13 protein-coding genes are annotated in these 18,452 nt (G+C 37.9%); all 13 read right to left on the bottom strand.

What is annotated here, in order from left to right; genetic code table 11:
* Positions 1-147: 147 nt before the first annotated feature.
* The 13 genes from DRF61_RS21385 to DRF61_RS21325 all read right to left on the bottom strand — a co-directional run bounded on the left by DRF61_RS21385 (position 148) and on the right by DRF61_RS21325 (position 18,368).
* Positions 148-687 (bottom strand): hypothetical protein, encoded by a 540-nt coding sequence (locus DRF61_RS21385; RefSeq protein ID WP_111960890.1) that lies wholly within the window; start codon positions 685-687, stop codon positions 148-150.
* A 1-nt stretch (position 688) separates the two neighbouring features.
* Complete coding sequence (locus DRF61_RS21380) at positions 689-1,213, bottom strand: hypothetical protein (protein ID WP_111960889.1); 525 nt, start codon at positions 1,211-1,213, stop codon at positions 689-691.
* A complete protein-coding gene (locus DRF61_RS21375) occupies positions 1,210-3,966 on the bottom strand; it encodes a COG1470 family protein (protein WP_111960888.1) in 2,757 nt (918 codons plus the stop codon). Before DRF61_RS21375 ends, DRF61_RS21380 begins: the two co-directional genes overlap by 4 nt.
* The gene (locus DRF61_RS21370; protein ID WP_111960893.1) at positions 3,959-4,759 is read right to left on the bottom strand and encodes a WxL protein host-binding domain-containing protein; all 801 of its coding nucleotides are present in this window, start codon (positions 4,757-4,759) and stop codon (positions 3,959-3,961) included. Before DRF61_RS21370 ends, DRF61_RS21375 begins: the two co-directional genes overlap by 8 nt.
* A gap of 97 nt (positions 4,760-4,856) precedes the next feature.
* A complete protein-coding gene (locus tag DRF61_RS21365; protein WP_111960887.1) occupies positions 4,857-5,435 on the bottom strand; it encodes a hypothetical protein in 579 nt (192 codons plus the stop codon).
* A gap of 219 nt (positions 5,436-5,654) precedes the next feature.
* Positions 5,655-7,994, bottom strand: a complete 2,340-nt coding sequence (locus DRF61_RS21360; RefSeq protein WP_111960886.1) for a phosphocholine-specific phospholipase C — start codon at positions 7,992-7,994, stop codon at positions 5,655-5,657.
* Positions 7,995-8,074: 80 nt separating this feature from the next.
* Positions 8,075-9,550, bottom strand: coding sequence for a SusD/RagB family nutrient-binding outer membrane lipoprotein (locus tag DRF61_RS21355; protein ID WP_111960892.1), 1,476 nt, complete (start codon positions 9,548-9,550; stop codon positions 8,075-8,077).
* A gap of 64 nt (positions 9,551-9,614) precedes the next feature.
* Positions 9,615-12,758, bottom strand: a complete 3,144-nt coding sequence (locus DRF61_RS21350; RefSeq protein WP_111960885.1) for a SusC/RagA family TonB-linked outer membrane protein — start codon at positions 12,756-12,758, stop codon at positions 9,615-9,617.
* Positions 12,759-13,169: 411 nt separating this feature from the next.
* Positions 13,170-14,774 carry a BamA/TamA family outer membrane protein gene (locus DRF61_RS21345; protein WP_111960884.1) on the bottom strand — a complete coding sequence of 535 codons (1,605 nt, stop codon included), beginning with the start codon at positions 14,772-14,774 and terminating at the stop codon, positions 13,170-13,172.
* 105 nt (positions 14,775-14,879) lie between these two features.
* Complete coding sequence (locus tag DRF61_RS21340) at positions 14,880-15,668, bottom strand: SDR family oxidoreductase (RefSeq protein WP_111960891.1); 789 nt, start codon at positions 15,666-15,668, stop codon at positions 14,880-14,882.
* 273 nt (positions 15,669-15,941) lie between these two features.
* Positions 15,942-16,616, bottom strand: coding sequence for a hypothetical protein (locus DRF61_RS21335; protein WP_111960883.1), 675 nt, complete (start codon positions 16,614-16,616; stop codon positions 15,942-15,944).
* 15 nt (positions 16,617-16,631) lie between these two features.
* A complete protein-coding gene (locus DRF61_RS21330) occupies positions 16,632-17,120 on the bottom strand; it encodes a hypothetical protein (protein WP_111960882.1) in 489 nt (162 codons plus the stop codon).
* A gap of 21 nt (positions 17,121-17,141) precedes the next feature.
* On the bottom strand, positions 17,142-18,368 hold the full coding sequence (locus DRF61_RS21325; protein WP_111960881.1) for a 3-phosphoshikimate 1-carboxyvinyltransferase: 1,227 nt from the start codon (positions 18,366-18,368) through the stop codon (positions 17,142-17,144).
* Positions 18,369-18,452 lie beyond the last annotated feature (84 nt).

Below are 18,452 nucleotides of genomic sequence, written 5' to 3'. Positions count from 1 at the left end.
AGCCCACCAGCGCCGATGGTACTGCGAAAGCGGGAGAGTAGGCCGCCGCCAGTTTTTATTAAAAGTCTCATACAACACAGTTTGTATGAGACTTTTTTTTGTTTTATACCTCCAATCAGGTAACTCATCATAATAACTTATCACTCATTAATTACTTACGGTAAAAACTATTCTACTGTTATAAGTTGCTGAAGGAAGCGTTACAGATACACCGCTTACCTGGTATTGTATATTAATACCAGTATAAGATGTAACCGATAAAATAGTGGATATTCTGAATAATTCAACAGCAGTAAGAGGAACGGTAATATAATTAGTTCCACCCGATATAGCACACCCTACACAAAGTGTGGATCCATTGCTTGTTCTTTTTGCAGATAAAACCAAAGAACTGTTCCAGGTAGGGTTACCTTCATAATGTACATATACTTTGACGCTTCCAAGTAATGCCGGTAAACCAACATTAATGCTAGCCTGGTTCGTCGGGCTGCTATAAGTCCCGCTATAGTCACTTCCCGCTTCTGTAATTGCGGGAATGGTAGCATTCCAGTTGGTAACAGGAACTGTTACAGATTGTGCTTTACTGTGAGAACAGAATATGAAAAAGAAAGTAAAGCAGATATAATACTTTATAGAAAATATTTTGCGATGAGCTATAATAGCAATAGGGTTCATTCCTTTTTTCATTTTATTCCGTGATAGTATAAGTTATAACAATAGGTGTATTGGTATGGGCAGAAAGATTAGCATAAGTGCTTACAGCAAGACTGATTGTTAATCTGTGGCCGTTATTAGCTCCGGTTCCGGTAAATGCACCACCTATTCCTGTAATGATATTTGTAGCAGTTGTAGACAGGGTAACTAGCCCGGATGATGTCCCTAATACTCCGCCACCGGCACCAGAAGCTGCAGCTGCCTGTATTCTTATGCTGACTCCGGGGATTAACTGATTTATAGAGGCTGTAATTCTTCTCGTAAGTCCTCCCGATGCAATAGCTGAAGTATAATTAACCCATTTGGTAGTATTGGCTGGGGGGACCGTTAAAGCCTGGCCAGCCTCAGTAGGTGCCGTAAAATTCAGAGTAAATGTTCCGGCAGGTTCTATATCCATTAAGGTCACAAGAGGAAGTGTCACAGCGATAGTGCTCTGAGAAAATATTGCGCAGGGGATCATAAAGAAAGTCAGATATATTATAGGTTCTTTTAATTTCATTTTTTCTTTTTTATTTCATTGTAGCCCACCTTAATTGTTTCCTGTTGGTATTTAATTTCACTTTGCTGCTTGACGATATGAATAGCTATATTCTGTGTTTGTGACGGTTTAAGACTGCATTGAAATGAGTCAGCAGCTATTTTATACCGTTTGTCCAAACCGTTTCTGTAAAGTTTCACTTTCCATTCACCTGGCCGCAAATAAGTAAAATCAAATGTTTCTCCAATAAATGCTATTTTGCGGTAAGTCTGCTCACCATCTGATACTTCAATAATGATGCTTTGTCTCTTCTTTTTTTCTGTTTTAGACTGAAGCTGTACAAAGCTGTATTTATTTTTTTCATCATCTTCAGAAAGTAGGATAATCCCTTTAATAGTAGATGCAGTAGTGAGTCCGAAATTGAAAGTATTCTCTTTATTAATGAGATGCAATGATGCAGGCAAAGAAATATCTGGGATATCATTAATTTCTGTTGTAGAACGGTCTATTTCAAGAAAATAATCTCCAGGAACAATATTTTTAAAAAGATAATTCCCTTCTTTGTCTGTAATGGATAAATGGCTTCCAAGCATTAATTTGATTCCTTCTGTCTTTTTCACCCCCAGGTTACTGATGTTTCCTGCCAAAGAAGTATACTCGGCAGTTTTTTCTACCGGTACATTAAGGCGCAGAGTATAACGTAAAGAAAATACAAAATCCTTATTACCCAGCTCACCGCGCTGTAATGAATACCTGCCCGAAAGATCAATATCACTGCCAGGAAAAACCTGCTGATGAAATAATACTTCAAAAAGATTCCTGTCCCTGAAATATTCTTCCGGCATATAGTTATTCTGGTAAAAAAGACTTAAACTGGTCTTATCAGTAAACCTGCTGAAGATTCTGGCCCCATAATAAATCTGCTTCTGATTCTGCAACTGATATCTCGAAGTAATGGCATAGCTTGCATAGAGATTGAAGGAAGTTCTAAACTTTTCAAAGGATATATTGGTAGTATAGAAACTGGAATTTCCATTAAATCCACTCAGGTAATTATTGGTCTTTCCAAGCTGTCCCTGAAGGTTTACCTGAAACATTCCTACCTTTTGATCAATACTTACTTTAAAATATTGTTCATAATAATCAAACTGTTTAGGCTCCAGACGGTCCTGATACTTTTGAAACCCGTTATAAAACGTTACCAGACCGGTTGGAAGATATTTGTACTGTATCCCATACTGAAGAAAGCTTCTGTATGGCGCTGCAAGAAATAAAGTATCCCGTTGAAAATTTTTGGCATCCTGTACATAATTGGCGAATACATTAATTTTCTTAGAAACATTATACTGCAGGTTTCCGTTAAACGTGCTGGTGTTGGTAAAGTAGCCTGCAAATTCAGGACTGGCCCGCATGTACATTACATTGCCATTAAGCTTTTCAAAAGAAGCCTGAGCCTGAGCCATATATGCTGTTCCTTCTAATTGTTCATTTTTGCTATATGCAGCCTCTCCGGAAAAACTTATATTTTTTGAAATTTTGAATTTCCCTGCAGTGTAGGGAAGATGAGTTTCAGAATTCAGTCTGATATTTCCGAAATTAATTTCTTCCTTCCGCGGAATTTTGTAAAGATATCCTGCAGTGATTTCAGACTCCTTGTGGATTTTAAAGGTCGAGTAAATATTGAACTCATCCTTAATATCCCGAAAAAACCTGGGATGATTATAAAAGCCACCAAAGCTGATTTTTTTTAAATCATAACGAATTTCTGCTCCACGGCCGTATCTTGCAAATTCAGTTAAAAAAGAAGCTGAATACATTTTATCACCCAGATGAACAAAGAAGTTATTTCTTTTGTAATTAACAAAATATTCTTCATACTGAGTAAAAGAATTAAATTCTACAGGATTGTGAGATACAGCGCGAAATTCGATCTGGTTTTTATTTTCTTTGTCCAGACTTCCCTTCCCATATATTTCGCCTTGAAATCCGTCATTGTAAATGCCCATATTTTTCATCCCGATAAATGATAAGGAAGCGGAAACAGGAAGCCTGTGGTAAATATCGTCTTCTACAGGTTTTACCGATATCACTTTTACGCTGACATAGGTTGTCTGATTTTCTTTAAGATTGTCCGGTGAGTAAACGGAAAGGTTGAGATTCTGAAATTCATTTTGACCAAGTTCTGCATTCGTGATTTTATAGATATTAATTATTTTTGATTCGTTCGGGGCTAAAGTTATAGATGCATCATGGTCAACTACGGCATTTTTACTTTCCAGAATGAGTCGTTCAGTTATATTTCCGTTGTTTTTTAAAAGAAAGGATGCCCGGATCGTTTCACCGGCTCTGATGAACTCCGGCGAATTTAATGAAGTAAGACTAAGCTTTCTGTTTCCGGAAATACGAACCTGGGAGATTTTGGTAAAAACCGTTCCGTCATATTGATCTCTTCCGTGTAGAATAACCGAATATATGCCTTGTGCTGCTTCCGCTGCAATTCGGATAGGAACAATATAAACTGTTTTTTCGTTGGCTGGTATTTTGAGTTCCGCTTTTTCTAAAATAGGGGTGAGGAAAGGACTTGAAGCAGTAACAGTAATATCATATATCTTGTTTTCAGCTGACGTGTTTTCTAAGGCAAAGGAAATAGAAGTAGACATGCCCGGCATTAGGCTATCTTTTTTACTGGCCAATGCATTGGGCAGCTGCTGAGAAAAAATATGTGCCGGGAATAGTGATAGTAGGACGATATATAAAATCCAGGTTTTAATCATTCTTAACTTCTAATTCCACATTGAGAGCAAATGCATTCTCTTCTTCATCGGTGGCAATCAGGACTGCTTTGTATTGATCTGCCGGAACTTTGCTGATATCAATATGGAATGATTTGGAGGTATGGGGTAACAATCCCATTGCAATGCTCGAGTAGCTTCCCAATCGTTCTCCGGTTTTACGGTTGTAGATTTCAATGGCTACAGAGGATTTACAATAGAGATCGCCGTTATTAGCTATGGCAATTTTTGCGGTTTGTCTTCCGTCTTCTTTCTCTACTTTTACACTTTCAAATTTTAGGTCAGGTTTTGCTTTTTCAGATTCATAGTCAGTGATCACCTGGATAGCGTAGCGTATCACAGAAGTAATATTTACTCCTGCTTTATCATTGCTGGGCTTAATCTCTTCTACAGGTTCTACAATAATAACGCTCCAATAGCTTCCGGGATCGGCAGGCTGGTTGGGAACGGTAATTTCATAAAATACTTCGGCTTTTTCCTTTGCCTTCAGAGTGATCAGATTGGTATTAAGTTTTATCCAGTCGCCATTACTTCTGTTATTAGTACGTATTTCGGTATAATGTATAGATCCGTCGGCCTTATAGGTGAAATCCTGTAAGAATAATTTTACATTTTGCGGAGTGCTTCCTGTATTTTCAATCCCAATTTTTCCTTTATATACTTTTCCGTTTTCCACTTTGTAAGTATGGGTAAGACCGTTCAGGACCACGATACCCGCATGTAGAAAGCTAAATTGCAGCATCAGGAACATCAGAAAAAAAATACGCTTTATCATAATCATGTAAAAGTTTAGAATTTAATCGTTGACCATATAAAACCGAGAAGAAGCTGATAAACGACTTCTTCTTGTTTTATCTTAAATTGAAATGAGATTAGTTATCTGCGATCGTATAAGTTACCGTAGCCACAGTACTAGCTGTTGCCTGCAGATCTGCATATACCGCTACTCCTCCAGGTCCGCTTCCTGCAGCTAGGGCATATGTAAGGTTGTGGCCATTATTGGCCCCGTTTCCTGTGTAAGCACTTCCAATCCCTGAAATAATAGTTTGGTCTGCTGCACTCAGTGTAAGCTGAGCTGCTGGTGTACCTAATGTACCTCCACCACTACCTGTAGCCGCTGCTGCAGTTACATTGATGTCAATTCCGGGAATAAGAGCATTTACCTTCACAGATACATTACGTGTAGGATCTGCCACAGATTTGATAGATGAATAATTCAGCCAAAGGGTGTTATTGGAAGTAGTCGGAGTAATAGGATTACCTGCTTCTGTTGGAGCTGTAAATCCCAATGTAATGTTCTTCGTTGCAGCTGGCTCAATATCTACCAATGCAACTTCAGGAATAGAAATTGTGATGGTGTGATTGTCAGTATTGGTATCCTGCGCTTGTAAGTTGCCGGAAATTGCAGCAGTAATAAAACATACTGCAAGGCTTAATGTTGATTTTTTCATGACGCTGTTAATTAGTTAGGTGAATTTAATCAAAATCAGTCAATAATATCAATAAAATTATCTTTTTTAAATATTATTAACTATTTCATTACAATATTCTATTATTCATTAAAATACTTACATGTAAATTATATAAAACCAGCATCTTAATCTATGATTGTAATCATAACAAAAGCCTTACACAATTTGTGTAAGGCTTTACTTCTTATCATTTTTTTGTTATGCCCAGTGAGGATCTGAAATGGAAACTTTTCCGGTTTCCGTTCTTCCGGCAAAATGCCAGATATGATCATCAAATATTACTTTTAGATCATACCAACCTTTATTTTTATTGAGATCAACTGTTATTTTTTCTTCTGTTTGATGTAAGGCGATTGTTTTTTTCTTCTTTTCATACAGATCTTCCAAAACAACAGATACGTTTGCCTTTTTCTTTCTGAAAACCAATTCTGCCTGATTCTTCAAACCGTTATCAATCAGCTGTACTTCTATGTCAGGATTATTTCCGCTGAATTTCCGGAAAAAACCATTAGGCCCGAAAACTTCATAATCATATTTTCCGGAATTTACAGTATGTGACAGCTCCTGTCTAGAATAAAGAGCATAAGAGAAGTGATAATTATTGCTATTCAATTGCATTCTGTCATAAACTAACAAAGGAACTCCGGCTTCTTTTAAATTGGTCATTTTGATCTTGCTGTTTTCCAGATTGACATGGTAATGATAAGGAAGCGGATGGGAAGGTTTGATCCCCCTTTCCTGAATTTCAAGAAGACTGTCGCTGATTTCATTTTCTTTATACCATTTAAGATCCGGAACAGGCTTGCTTTTGGCAGCATTGATGGTCTTTGCATAATCTTTTTGATCCAGATAATCCATCTGCGGAGCCTGTGTATTGGAAGAATTAAAGGCAGAAGTCAGATCGCCGCAAATCGCCCTTCTCCAGTCGCTGATAGTGTCAACTTTAACATCTTTCCGGTATTTTTTCTGAATAAATTTCTCCAGAAACTGCAGAACGGAAGTATGATCGGAAACCTCAGAATTGACAAAGCCGCCTTTCGTCCAGGGTGATGCAATGATCATCGGAACCCTGTAGCCTAAACCAACAGTGCCTTCTATTCTTTCATGGTCTTTCAATGGAAGAACAGACATGTATTCCTGGGATTTATCCACATATTCCACCCCTTCTTTACCATTCATATCAACCGGTTGGCTCGGGTTGAGCGGTGGGGCAAATGGAAGAACGTGGTCAAAATAGCCGTCGTTTTCATCATAATTGATGATGAAAATGGTTTTTTTCCAGGTTTCAGGATCTTTGGTAAGAATATTTAAAACCTCCGAAATATACCAGGCGCCATACCATGGTGATCCCGGATGGTCAGAAAAATGCTCAGGAGCCACCAGCCATGAAACCAGCGGAAGTTTTTTCTCTTCCACATCTTTGCGGAACTGGAACAGTACATCTCCTTTCGGAACGACCAGCCTTTCTCCGTTTTCGTCACTTCCGATTTCTAAGTTCCAATAGTCAGGATCATTACTATTAGTTGTAAAGGCTTTTTCGTGAAGGTTTTTTTCCTGCTGTGAAAGTTTGGAATAATTTTCGGGAGCGTATTTGATCTGGTCTTCTTCAAGCTCAGCAATCATTGCTTCCAGTTTTTTCTTCTGATCCGGTTTTTTTCCGGTTTCCTCTTTCAGGTAAGCAATAATTTTAGGAATATTCTGATAATAGCCTTTTGAAAATTTGACATTGAATTTTGAAAACCATTCAATGGGATTATCGGTGAAATTACTCAGCCACGCTTCCTGTTCTCCGGACATTCCTTTGGGAAGACTGATCTCGTTCTGGTAGATTTTCCACGAAACATTCTGTTCCTCCAATAATTCAGGAAAGCTTTTCCAGCGTGCCTGTCTGGCTTTATCATAATCAATGTTTTCATTGTAGACATTCGCTTTTACTTTGCCGTTCTGTTGCTCCCTGAGAGTACCGGACCAGTGAAAAAGTCTGTTCGGAGTGGTTCCTGTAAGTGAAGAGCAAAAATATTGATCAAATATGGTGAATGCATCTGCCAGCTGATAATAAAATGGAAGATCTTCCCGATTATAATAGCCCAAAGTAAGCGGAATACTTTTGTAGTCTTTATTTCCGGAGGCTTTAAACTGCAGCCACTTGTCATATTTTCTTTTGTTTAATGCTTTCTGCTGATCCGACCAGGAATGGGGCAGAGAGCTCATCCACGTAGATTTAGTATTTCTGAGATCTAATCTTGCAGGAGCAGCATATTTTCCTGCATCATCCTTTTGAAAAAAAACGGAATGTCCATCCTCTTTAATGAAAGCTCTTTTGTCAAGGAAGCCCCTTACTCCTTTCAATGCTCCGAAAGCATGGTCAAAAGAACGGTTTTCCTGCATCAGGATCACTACATGTTCCGCATCATAAAAAGTAGACAGTGCTGCCGGTTCAATGGCCAGTGCTTTTAAAATAGCAGGGTGAAGAACGCTTGAAGTTCCCAGCCCGGCCAGCAAAAGGCTTGACTTTTCTAAAAATTCTCTTCTGTTCATGTTCAATCAAAATAAGAAATAAACCGCAAGTTATTGGATTTTCCTGCGGTTTATCTGTTTTTTATATAAATATTAAGTTCTTACTGCAGCCACCATGGTTTAGAATTGATATTATCATTTCCTCCGTACTGGGCAGCCAGTGCGGCTTTTAAATTGGTGCTGTTATAGCTGTACTCGGCTTGCGGATACCTGAATCTGAATGGCGCAGAAACTCCTGTCTGCAGAGGGTAATTTGGATATCCTGTTCTTAAATAATCATAATAAGAGGTCCATTGGCTCTGATGGAACATCGTCATATATTTTTGAGTCATGATCTTTTCCAAAGAGGTTTGAAGAGGATCAGCCTCATTGTAAATGACTAATGGGGTTGCCAGATACTGATTCACATTAAAGCCTGAGAAATATTGTCCCGGATTTTTTACATAAGTCTGATAAAAACTAAAGCTCGCTTTTATGGCATTGTCATAATGTGTTTTTGCCGGTCCCGGGATCCATCCTCTGGCTGCTGCTTCAGCAAGGATAAATTCCAGTTCGGAATAACTTAAGACAGAAGAAGGCTCATTGGTAGGATCTTTATAAAAACGGTCATTTACCTTAGAGATATTTTTTGCTGTAATCAGTGCTGCATTGTCAGAATAGGAAGACGTTGGGTTACCTCCATTGTATCCTGTAAAATCTGTCACGGGTTTTCCTGCCTCTTTCGCGCCTGTAGTTTGAGCTGCAAAGGTAAACAGACGTGGGTCTTGTCTGGCCTTAAAAAGGTTAATAAAATAATCAGCCATGTATAAACTTGATCCGTAACCACTGTTATTGAACATGGTATATCTGCTGTCTGCCACATCAGCAAATTTAAGCTCTCCATTATCTGAAATAGATGTCATTAATGCCTGGCTTCCTGCAATAGACGCAAATTCAGTGGCTACATTATAGCTTCCCAGGGTAGATTTTTTAGACATGGTTATTAAGATCTTCAATCGGAAAGAGTTGATCAGCTTTTTCCATTTTGAAGCATCACCGTTATAGATAATATCGCCTTCAATTTTATCATTGCTATTGATGAGATCATTGGCTTCTTTCAGTTCTGATAAAATGCCGGCCATTACTGTTTCCTGGCTGTCGTATTTCGGCTGGGTAATTCCGGATTCACCTTTGGCAGCTTCTGTGTATGGGATACTTCCGAATTTTAAACTTAAATTAAAAAAATAATAGGCTCTGTAGAATTTACCAATAGCAGTGTAGTTCTTATTATTGATCTTCTCGGCTTCCTGCATCATTTTTACTGTGTTCAGAAGCCCTTTGGTGTATACTTCGAAAGAGGCGTCGTTCCATTTCATGTACTGATAAGTGTTTTCTCCGTCTGTACCGATCATCATTCTTGAGGCATACATATTGTCGCCGTTGATCTGGAAAGCATCTTTTGAAACATACGTCAGGAGAACTTTAGGATCTACACTGGCCTGATCATTAGGATTTTCGTTGATTTTGTCAAGATCGGTCTCGCATGAAGTGAGAATCAGCAGTCCTGCAAAAGCTGCCGACTTTAGCCATTTGATCATTGTATTATTTTGCGGTTTCGCTATAAAATTGATAGTCTTTTTCATTGTTCAGGATACTTTTTAATTAAAATTTAAGATTAAACCCGATGCCTATCCATCTGCTGGAAGGATCCTGGATATCATTGTTATCTTTCTTGAGCTGGTAATCCGGGTCGGAATAAAGATTCTTAGACTTTTTCCACATGGCCAGATTGTAAGCTGAAATATTGGCTGTGAAATTTTTGATCATTCCTTTTGGATTAAGGAGATAAGAAAAATCATATTCCAGGACTACAGATCTCAGTTTGATAAAAGTTCTGTCGAAAACATTTGCAAACAATTCACTTTCATCCTCTGTTACCCTTGCCTGATAAGGATAATTCTGTGCCCAGTCCTGAAAGCTGATCGGCTTTGTGTGTGGGGTATAGGTTCCGGTAGCCGCATTATAATTGACACCGTCCGGTACAAAATAATACGTTCCCGGATTGGCATATTCAAGGTCTCTGTAGGCTGTTGAGTTCGGATGTTTTCCGCCCCACCACATTTTTTCTACGACCTGGGATCTCATGACACCCCCTATGCTTCCGTCAATTCCGATATTCAGGGATAACTTTTTATATTTAAAAGTATTATTGAAACCAAATGTCCAATCCGGGTTGAAGTGGCCCAGATTACTTTGGGTATCCGCTCTTGTAGGCATTCCTGTGGCAGCATTCAGAATTACTTTTCCGTCCGGGGATTTCTTCCAGGTATAATCGTAGTAGCTGTCCATTCTTTCGCCGAGCTGGATATTGTTGTAGTTCGGCATATCGCCATAAATAGAAGTAAGCTTCTGTTCATACGTACTCCAGTTGATTAAAGATCTCCAGGTAAAATTGGCTGTTTTTACAGGAACCAGGCCTAAAGAGATCTCTAAACCTTTTGTTGTATACTCGTTTCCGTTTACATATTGAGAAGTAAAACCTGATGACGGAGCAGCCGGGAATTCCAGGATATTGTTATAATCCAATGTACTGAAATAAGTAACATCTAAAGTAACTCTGTTCTTGAATAAGCCAGCGCTTAAGCCCAATTCATAAGATTTGGTCTGCTCCGGCTTTAAAGAATTTTCCACATTGAGGATAGTAGGATAATTAAACATCGGATTTCCGTTAAAGGTGGCTCCTTTATTATTCAGATAATAATTCCTTATCGAATAGGGCTGGAAATCATAAGCTACCTTGGCCCACGAAGCTGAAAGTTTTAAAAGATTAACAGCTTCCGGCATTTTAACAAGATTCGAAATAACCGCACTTACCGATGCAGAAGGATAAAAATAAGATCTGTTGGCTTTCGGAAGGGTAGAGGACCAGTCATTACGTCCTGAAACATTGATGAAAAAAGCATTATACAATCCAATATCAATCGTTGAGTAGGCACTGTAGATCAGCTTTTCCTTAAGATAATCATAATACTTTATAGCTCCGGTTGAGTTTTCCAGGGTATACAGTTCCGGAATTTTCAGCCCGTCTGTTGAAGCATTGTCGATATCGTTCTTATAATAGAATGTTGATCCTCCGGCATTGATTGTAAAATCGAAGTTATCTGATATCTTTTTCTTGTAGGTGGCTAAGATATCGGAGTTCATATTCCATGTTTTGGAATCATTAAGGAGATAACCTCCACTTCTTGGAGCACTGTAGTTGAAGTAAGAATAAGGACTTAATATTTCCTGTTTGTTGTGATTTTCAACAATGGATATTTTCCCTTTTACTGAGAAATCTTCAGTGGCTTTATATTCCAGACCAGTCTGTGCATTAATGATGTTGGTCCTATTTTTATTCTTGTAATATTCGGCTCCGAACCATGGATTATTGTACCATGCATAATTCCAGTTAGCCTGTGCAGTACCTTCTTTCCCCGGGATCCACATGTGGTTTTTAAGGTCTCTTCCGTCTACATCCGCTCCCATCCAGATCAGGATGGTGTACATGTGCCCGCTTGGGTTATAATCGTAGTTGGGAATATTGGGCGTGAATGTTTGGTTAAAATTGAATTTGGTATCGAAGGTTAATTTTTCTCCCAAATGATTTTCAGAAGAAAAGTTCACACCATAGCGCTGAAGATAGGAACCGGGAATTCTGTCGTCATAATTCATAAAATTTCCGGATAGCCTGTAGATATCTTTATTGTTTCTATAGCTTACTGCAAAACTGTTATTATTGATCACCGCAGGCTTTAAAAAGATATCTAAGTTATCATGATACTTCCAATCGATAGGCACTCTTTCATATCTTGATTTGTCATTGTACTGAGTTCCTGCTACCGCACCGTACCACGGAATCACCTGCCCTGTCATCTTATCTCTGATCGGGCTGTTCCACTGCGCAATTTTCAGTCCGGGAACAAATTTCGGACCCCAGATCATGTCACCATCATTCACACCACCGTCAGCTCCGTCCCAGAATTCATATTTTCCATGTGATCCGTTTCCGTACTCGTTTTGGGTTTTCGGAAGATTGGTAAATCCTGCCGTCACCATCGTATTTTGTGAAAATTCTACAGAAAAACCTTTTTTCCTGGCACTTTTAGTGGTGATTAAAACAGCTCCATATCTTCCTCTTGAACCATACAGTGCAGAAGCGGTTGCTCCTTTCAGAACATTGATGTTTTCAATATTGTTGGGATCCAGGTTCTGAAAAACTTCTCTCTCAACAATTACCCCATCGATCACGAAAACCAGATTGGAATTTCCTCTCAACGTAAATTGCGGAGCCTGCTGCATTCCTGTAGGGTTGGATACATTAAGGCCGGCCACCTGTCCTGAGAATAAATTTCCTATACTCGGAGTGGTAATGGTTTCAAACTGTTTGGTGCCAACTTCCTGGGTGGCATAGCCTATCTTTTCTTTCTTTTTGGCAATTCCTAAGGCGGTAATAACGATACCTTCAATTTGTTTCTCATCCGCTTTTTTCAAAACAACAGCATACTGTCTTTTGGAAGAAACCTCCACAGTATACATTGAAAAATCAGGAGCATAAAATTCAAGGACGTCTTTAGGATTGGCAGAAATTGTAAAATTACCGCTTTCATCCGTCACCGTCGTTTTCCCGGTGTTTTTGTCGGTAATGCTTACTCCGGAAACACTGGAACCGTTTTCGGATTTTACATTTCCGGAAATGTTAATTTCTTGGGCAGTAAGGTAAAGGGGGAGTAAAAAAACAGCAAAAGTAGCTAAAGTCTTCTTCATTTTTTTTGAGGACAAATTTAGCGGTGCAGTGTTACCAGTATTTTAATGTGGTATTAAAATAAAAATACTATTTTAATATTTTTTAACAGGAATATTTAACATAATAATAAAACTGAAAAGGATGTTATACTTTAATATTTCCTTTTATTATACTATATATTATGCCTTTAAAAATCATTGCATTTTCATCAAAATTTCTTACTAACTGAAAACGAATGCTTATTCAGTGTCGCAGCCACACTTCTTTGCTTATCTAGAAATAGAACACACTTCTTTAAACTTTGCGTTAAAAAAACATATGATTTAACGCAAAGTTTGAGTTTTGTGATGCTTTATTTAAGAATGCAGACCAGTAATCAATTAAAAATTGATTTGCTGAAGATTGTGGATAAATAAGAATGAAAGATCTTTTTAAAATCTACTCAGGATCCCCCAATGGATTTTAATATCGTTAAACTTAAACGGATTTCCAAACTCATTACCGTTTGAAAGCTGGAAACTCATCAATCCGATCGGGATAAAGAAGTTGAATCCAAGCCCTACACTGTAAAGTTTAGGTTTAACATTTAAGGATTTGTTGTTAAGCTGTCCGTACTGCCCAAAGAAATCAAAGAATGCTTGACTTCCAATGAGGTAACGGTATTCCAGGCCTGCGTAATAATAGAAGTCGGCGGCAAGGGATTTCTCATTGAACCCGCGCATAGAATTCCAGCCTCCAAAACGATATAGTTCATTGGCAGAGAATTCAACCTTGGAATCCATCATGGCGCCTTCTGCCTTTATATTGAGAAAATGGTTTCCGGAAATATGATAATTATGTTCGCCGAAGAAATAAAACTGATTCTGGTTAGCCTTAATATTATCTTTGGTATAGGTCGTTGTCAGGTAATCATAGCCGGCATTGATCCTTGTCTTGTAAAGGAAAAGGTCAATATCTGTAGGTTCTGTCATTTCAAACCAGATCCCGAGCCCTTTTTTATTATAATCCTTACCCTGAACATATAAAGTGTCTATGATACTGGAGGATTCCAGGGTGCCTCTGAGTCCGATCTTGTTGCGGTTATTGATATGATAATAGAAAGCAGGAAGGAATTTTACATTCGCGAAAGTAGAATCCTGTCTGAAAATATTGACTTTCAGGTTCATCCCTACATTAGATTTTAGAAGATAAGGAATGTCAGTCTGAAGATCAAAAGTCTGCCCTTTATCAGGGTTTCTCTGCCAGTAAAGATTGACAGTTTCAAAGCCGTTGAACATATTCCTGAAGTTGACGTTCAGGGTTCCGTTCAATGTGAATTTTTCTGTTTTATCGTTCCCGAAACCAATCACCCCATCAAACGTATTGGTCTTTTTCTTTTCCATAAACAGGTAAATGCTTGTGGAGTCTTTAGTGAATAAGGTTTGGGGAGGCCGTTCAAGGGTTACAAAAGCATGGCTTTGAAAATTTTTGCTGATGGCCAGAAGATTTTTGTCATCATAAGTCTTTCCTTTGAATTCCTTTTCCAGGTTTTTCATAAACCTTTTAGGGACCCTTTCGTAACCTTTGACTACAAAATTGTCAATCTTCCGCTTATCATTTTTGTTGATATCCAGTTCTATGACAGGATAACCGTTTTTCTGGCCTTTATATTTAGATTTAAGACGGCTGAAAGAATATCCGTCATCAATATATCTTTTGTTGATGCTTTTCTTGGTTGAATCTAAATTTTTAGTAAAAAAATCCTTCTGGATCTTTAATTTCAAGGCAACAGAATCAGAAAGGTCTACATAGGTTTCATTAAAGTTTTTTCCTTTATCATAGAAAATTTCTGTACTGTCACCTTTCACTTTCACCTCTTTCAGCTTAGTGAAGAAGTAATTGCTTTGGGACAGGGAGTCCAGAAATTTCACTGCTGAAACAGAATCATTTACCTTTTTTCTGATATTGGTTTCCGTATCAATAAGCCAATACTGCTTCTTCTGCGCTTGTACAAAAACGCAGAACAGGATAAAAAATATTTTTAGAAATAACTTCAATGTTCAATTTATATAAACCATTAACAGAGCATGCTTATAGTTCTTAATAACTCAATATATCTTAACGGTTTAAAAGCAGTTTCAATAATTTTTTAATAACTGAAATTAATCCAGTTTATTATATTTTTTCATCAGATTTTCATAGGTTCCCTGAGGAAGAATCCATTTCAGCGGAACACCAATCTTTTGTCCGAATTTACCGAAATAATAATGAGCCTTCCATTTATTTTTATCCAAAAGCTTTTCGACATAAGCTGCCACTTCAAGAGGTTCGGTTCCGTCTCCTACATGCGAGTTCATCAAGGTATAAACTTTGTCAAATATGCTTTTGTACGGTTCGGAAACCTGTGTTTTTACTCTGTTCTCTGCGATATTTGTTTTGATATCACCAAGATGAAGTGAGCATACATCGATGTTCCATGGATATACCTCATACCTCATGGCTTCAGTTACCTTATCCAAAGCTGATTTGGAGGCAGAATAAAAGCCCCGGAACGGAAGTCCCATTTCACTTCCTATACTTGAAATATTGATGATTTTTCCGAACTTATTTTCACGCATTGTCGGAAGAACGGCACTCATCATCTGGACAGCTCCTACAAGATTCAGGTTGAACAGTTTTAAAATGTCTTCCTTAGTAGAATCTTCCACAGCCCCTACCATTCCCATTCCTGCATTGTTGATCAGTATATCGATCTTTGATTCTGTTTTTAAAACTTCAGCAATAGCATTCTGAACGGCCGTATTATCGGTAACATCTGTCGGAATAGACCTGAAATACTGACTTTCCGTATGTTTCCGGCTTAAACCGTATACTTTATGGCCTTTTTTTCCGAAATATTCGGCCAGTACAAAACCTATTCCTGATGAGGTTCCAGTGATGATAATAGTCATTGGATTGTTTATAATTTTAGACTTTTGTTTTTCTTCCGGCTGCTGTGTCTCAGCACAAACCGTATTTTCAGCAAATGTAAAAAAAGAAACAGGAACTCTATTATTTATTACGGTATAATTGTTCAGAAACAAAATCATCAGCTATATCTTATTTTTTTGAATAGGTAAGTGAAAAGGTATTTATAAATGTGGATAACTCTGTGGATAAGTATGTGGACAACGTAAAAAAGAAATAAGCAGAATTTTTATTCTGCTTATTTATCTGGTTGATTTTCAGTAATTCAATTCTTTTTTTAAGCCGGGTACTTTAAATTTGTTTTCCCCAATCCTGAAATTGTTCATTTTGATCAAAGTTTTAAATGGATGGACGAATTCTTTGTGAATATCTTTCGGAATATCCTTTTCTTCATCATCACAGGAGGAATATTCTTCATCTGTAATTACTTTCCCTGTTGAAAAATTGATCTCTGTCAGGTAATTGAACTCACAGGTGTCTTCAAATCTGTCATGGGAACCAATGAGGTAGAAATCACCATTCTGAAATCTGAAAGTATGTTGATAAGTCTGTGTATGTCTCGAATTGGTATTGAATATTTGGGTAATAGAGAGCGTGTTATTTTTAATAGATAGTTCCGGTGGCGTATTATCTTCTGAATAAAACCCCATTCCGCTGGAAAAAAGAACCGTATTGTTTTGTTTCCAGATCTTAAGTTTTCCGTCTATATTTTTTAGGATAAAGAATGTTCTCAGAAAATCATCGTGGTCATCCGTATTAATTTTTTTATCGGTATTAAAAATGATTACCGTTTCATCTTGTCCGTCTTTGTCCAGATCTCCTTTGGCTTCGGCAATTTTTTGATAACCTTTCGGTGCTGTAAAATCTTTCAGGTTCTGGGCGTGAAATTCTACAATTAATAAAGACGCAGCAAGAGAAAAAAGTTGTTTCATTTTAACAGGATTAAATTATGAACCAAAATCCTCTTTCTTAACATCTGTGTTTTCCAGATTACATATGCAGCCTTTGATGGTTTTATAAACTCCTGTAATATCAGTTTCTTTTCCTTTGCTGTCAGTGACGGTAATGCCGGTAGAAAACGATTCATCTTCTGCAGTATAGGTTCTGAACAGTTGATATTTGTAGTTGTTTTTGGTAAATGTCAGATAGCTGAGGTCCATGCCTGCATTTTGTTTTCCGCCACCTCTATGGTAAGAGCTGTATGTAAACTGCTTCCAGCTTTCTTTGGTTCTTGTGGCTGGAAATTCCATTTCTACACGGTCTTTACTTCCAAACCGATATTGAATGTAACTGTTCTTTTTATCTTTAACCAAAGACATGGTCTTACCATTTTTCGTCTGAAATGCAAAAATAGTCTCCTCATTAAGCAACAGATACTGTGCCCATGAAAACATAGGGATCAACAGAGAAAAAAAGAATACATGCTTTTTTATCATATTAGAATTTTTCAAAGCTTACTATCCTTTAATCATTATGTCATTCAGGTCTTTCCAGAACATCGGATAAGACTTTTCCACGACATCCTCCTCTTCAATAGTAAGTTCTTTAATAAGGCAGAAAGGAGCAAAACTCATCGCCATTCTATGATCCTGGTAAGTGGCGATAGAAATATTTTCTTCCGGTTCCCCGAAACTCACAGACTTGATGGTAAGGTCTGTAATTTCTGTTTCAGTGCCCAGTTTTTTCAGTTCATTATATAAGGCCTGTAGCCTGTCGGTTTCTTTTACCCTTAAAGTGCCCAGTCCGGAAATTTCAAAAGGAATTTTTAAGGCTGCTGCTGTTACACAAAGTGTCTGGGCAATATCCGGGCAGTTATTCATATCCAGGACGATTTTTTCCGGGAAAATAAAATCAGGTTCCGGCTGAAGGGTAATCTTATGTTCGTCTTCAGTAAAAGTCGTATCAATACCGAAAAAGTCTTTATAGATCTTGGCAATGGCAGAATCTCCCTGGGTGGATTCTTTGTAAAAGCTTTTCAGATGGATGGTTTCTCTTCCCAGTGCACAGATCGAGTAGAAGTACGAAGCCGAGCTCCAGTCACTTTCCACTTCGTAACTTGTGGCGGACAATTTGCCATTCACATCAAACGGTTCCACTTTAACTGTGTTTCCTTCAAAGCTGTTTTTTATTCCGAATCTTGTCAGGATATCCAGCGTCATTTCTATATAGGATCTCGAAGTAACTTCACCCACCAGGTTAATTTCCAGTCCGTTTTCAAGTTTTCCGGCAATCAGAAGCAAAGAAGTAATGAACTGGCTGGATATATTGGCCGGAACATTGACCTGTTTTTGAGTGATTTTCTTTCCTGTGATCTTTAGCGGTGGGAAGCCTTCATTTTCCAGATATTCAATTTCAACACCCAGGTCTTTTAATGCGTTGACTAGATTTTTAATGGGTCTTTCCTTCATCCTTTTGGATCCTGTAAGAACAGTGGTTTTCCCTTCAAGGATAGAATAATAAGAAGTAAGGAAGCGCATGGCTGTTCCTGCATGGTGGATGTCTACGGTTTCTGTATTTTCAGACAATGCTTTTTTCAGCAGCTGGGTGTCCTGGGAATTAGACAGATTCCCGATCTGTATATTCTTGAATAAACTTTCTAAAATCAACAAACGATTCGAAATACTTTTCGAACCGCTGATCTGAACTGTTTTATCTGATGCTAATTTTGATTTTTCTAACTTCATTATTTCTGCAATTTAAAAGATATTTAGATAACAGGCGTCAGATATCAGATTGTTTTAAAGTCTGATATCTGACATCTCATATCT

Origin of the sequence: Chryseobacterium lathyri (assembly GCF_003290185.1) — a bacterium.
Lineage (GTDB): Bacteria > Bacteroidota > Bacteroidia > Flavobacteriales > Weeksellaceae > Chryseobacterium > Chryseobacterium lathyri.
This window is presented reverse-complemented; position numbering and strand designations above follow the sequence as displayed.

Excerpts from the sequence above, each read along its gene's own strand:
- DRF61_RS21385 (WP_111960890.1), bottom strand. The coding sequence starts at position 687 with ATGAAAAAAGGAATGAACCCTATTGCTATTATAGCTCATCGCAAAATA.
- DRF61_RS21380 (WP_111960889.1), bottom strand. The coding sequence starts at position 1,213 with ATGAAATTAAAAGAACCTATAATATATCTGACTTTCTTTATGATCCCC.
- DRF61_RS21375 (WP_111960888.1), bottom strand. The coding sequence starts at position 3,966 with ATGATTAAAACCTGGATTTTATATATCGTCCTACTATCACTATTCCCG.
- DRF61_RS21370 (WP_111960893.1), bottom strand. The coding sequence starts at position 4,759 with ATGATAAAGCGTATTTTTTTTCTGATGTTCCTGATGCTGCAATTTAGC.
- DRF61_RS21365 (WP_111960887.1), bottom strand. The coding sequence starts at position 5,435 with ATGAAAAAATCAACATTAAGCCTTGCAGTATGTTTTATTACTGCTGCA.
- DRF61_RS21360 (WP_111960886.1), bottom strand. The coding sequence starts at position 7,994 with ATGAACAGAAGAGAATTTTTAGAAAAGTCAAGCCTTTTGCTGGCCGGG.
- DRF61_RS21355 (WP_111960892.1), bottom strand. The coding sequence starts at position 9,550 with ATGATCAAATGGCTAAAGTCGGCAGCTTTTGCAGGACTGCTGATTCTC.
- DRF61_RS21350 (WP_111960885.1), bottom strand. The coding sequence starts at position 12,758 with ATGAAGAAGACTTTAGCTACTTTTGCTGTTTTTTTACTCCCCCTTTAC.
- DRF61_RS21340 (WP_111960891.1), bottom strand. The coding sequence starts at position 15,668 with ATGACTATTATCATCACTGGAACCTCATCAGGAATAGGTTTTGTACTG.
- DRF61_RS21335 (WP_111960883.1), bottom strand. The coding sequence starts at position 16,616 with ATGAAACAACTTTTTTCTCTTGCTGCGTCTTTATTAATTGTAGAATTT.
- DRF61_RS21330 (WP_111960882.1), bottom strand. The coding sequence starts at position 17,120 with ATGATAAAAAAGCATGTATTCTTTTTTTCTCTGTTGATCCCTATGTTT.
- DRF61_RS21325 (WP_111960881.1), bottom strand. The coding sequence starts at position 18,368 with ATGAAGTTAGAAAAATCAAAATTAGCATCAGATAAAACAGTTCAGATC.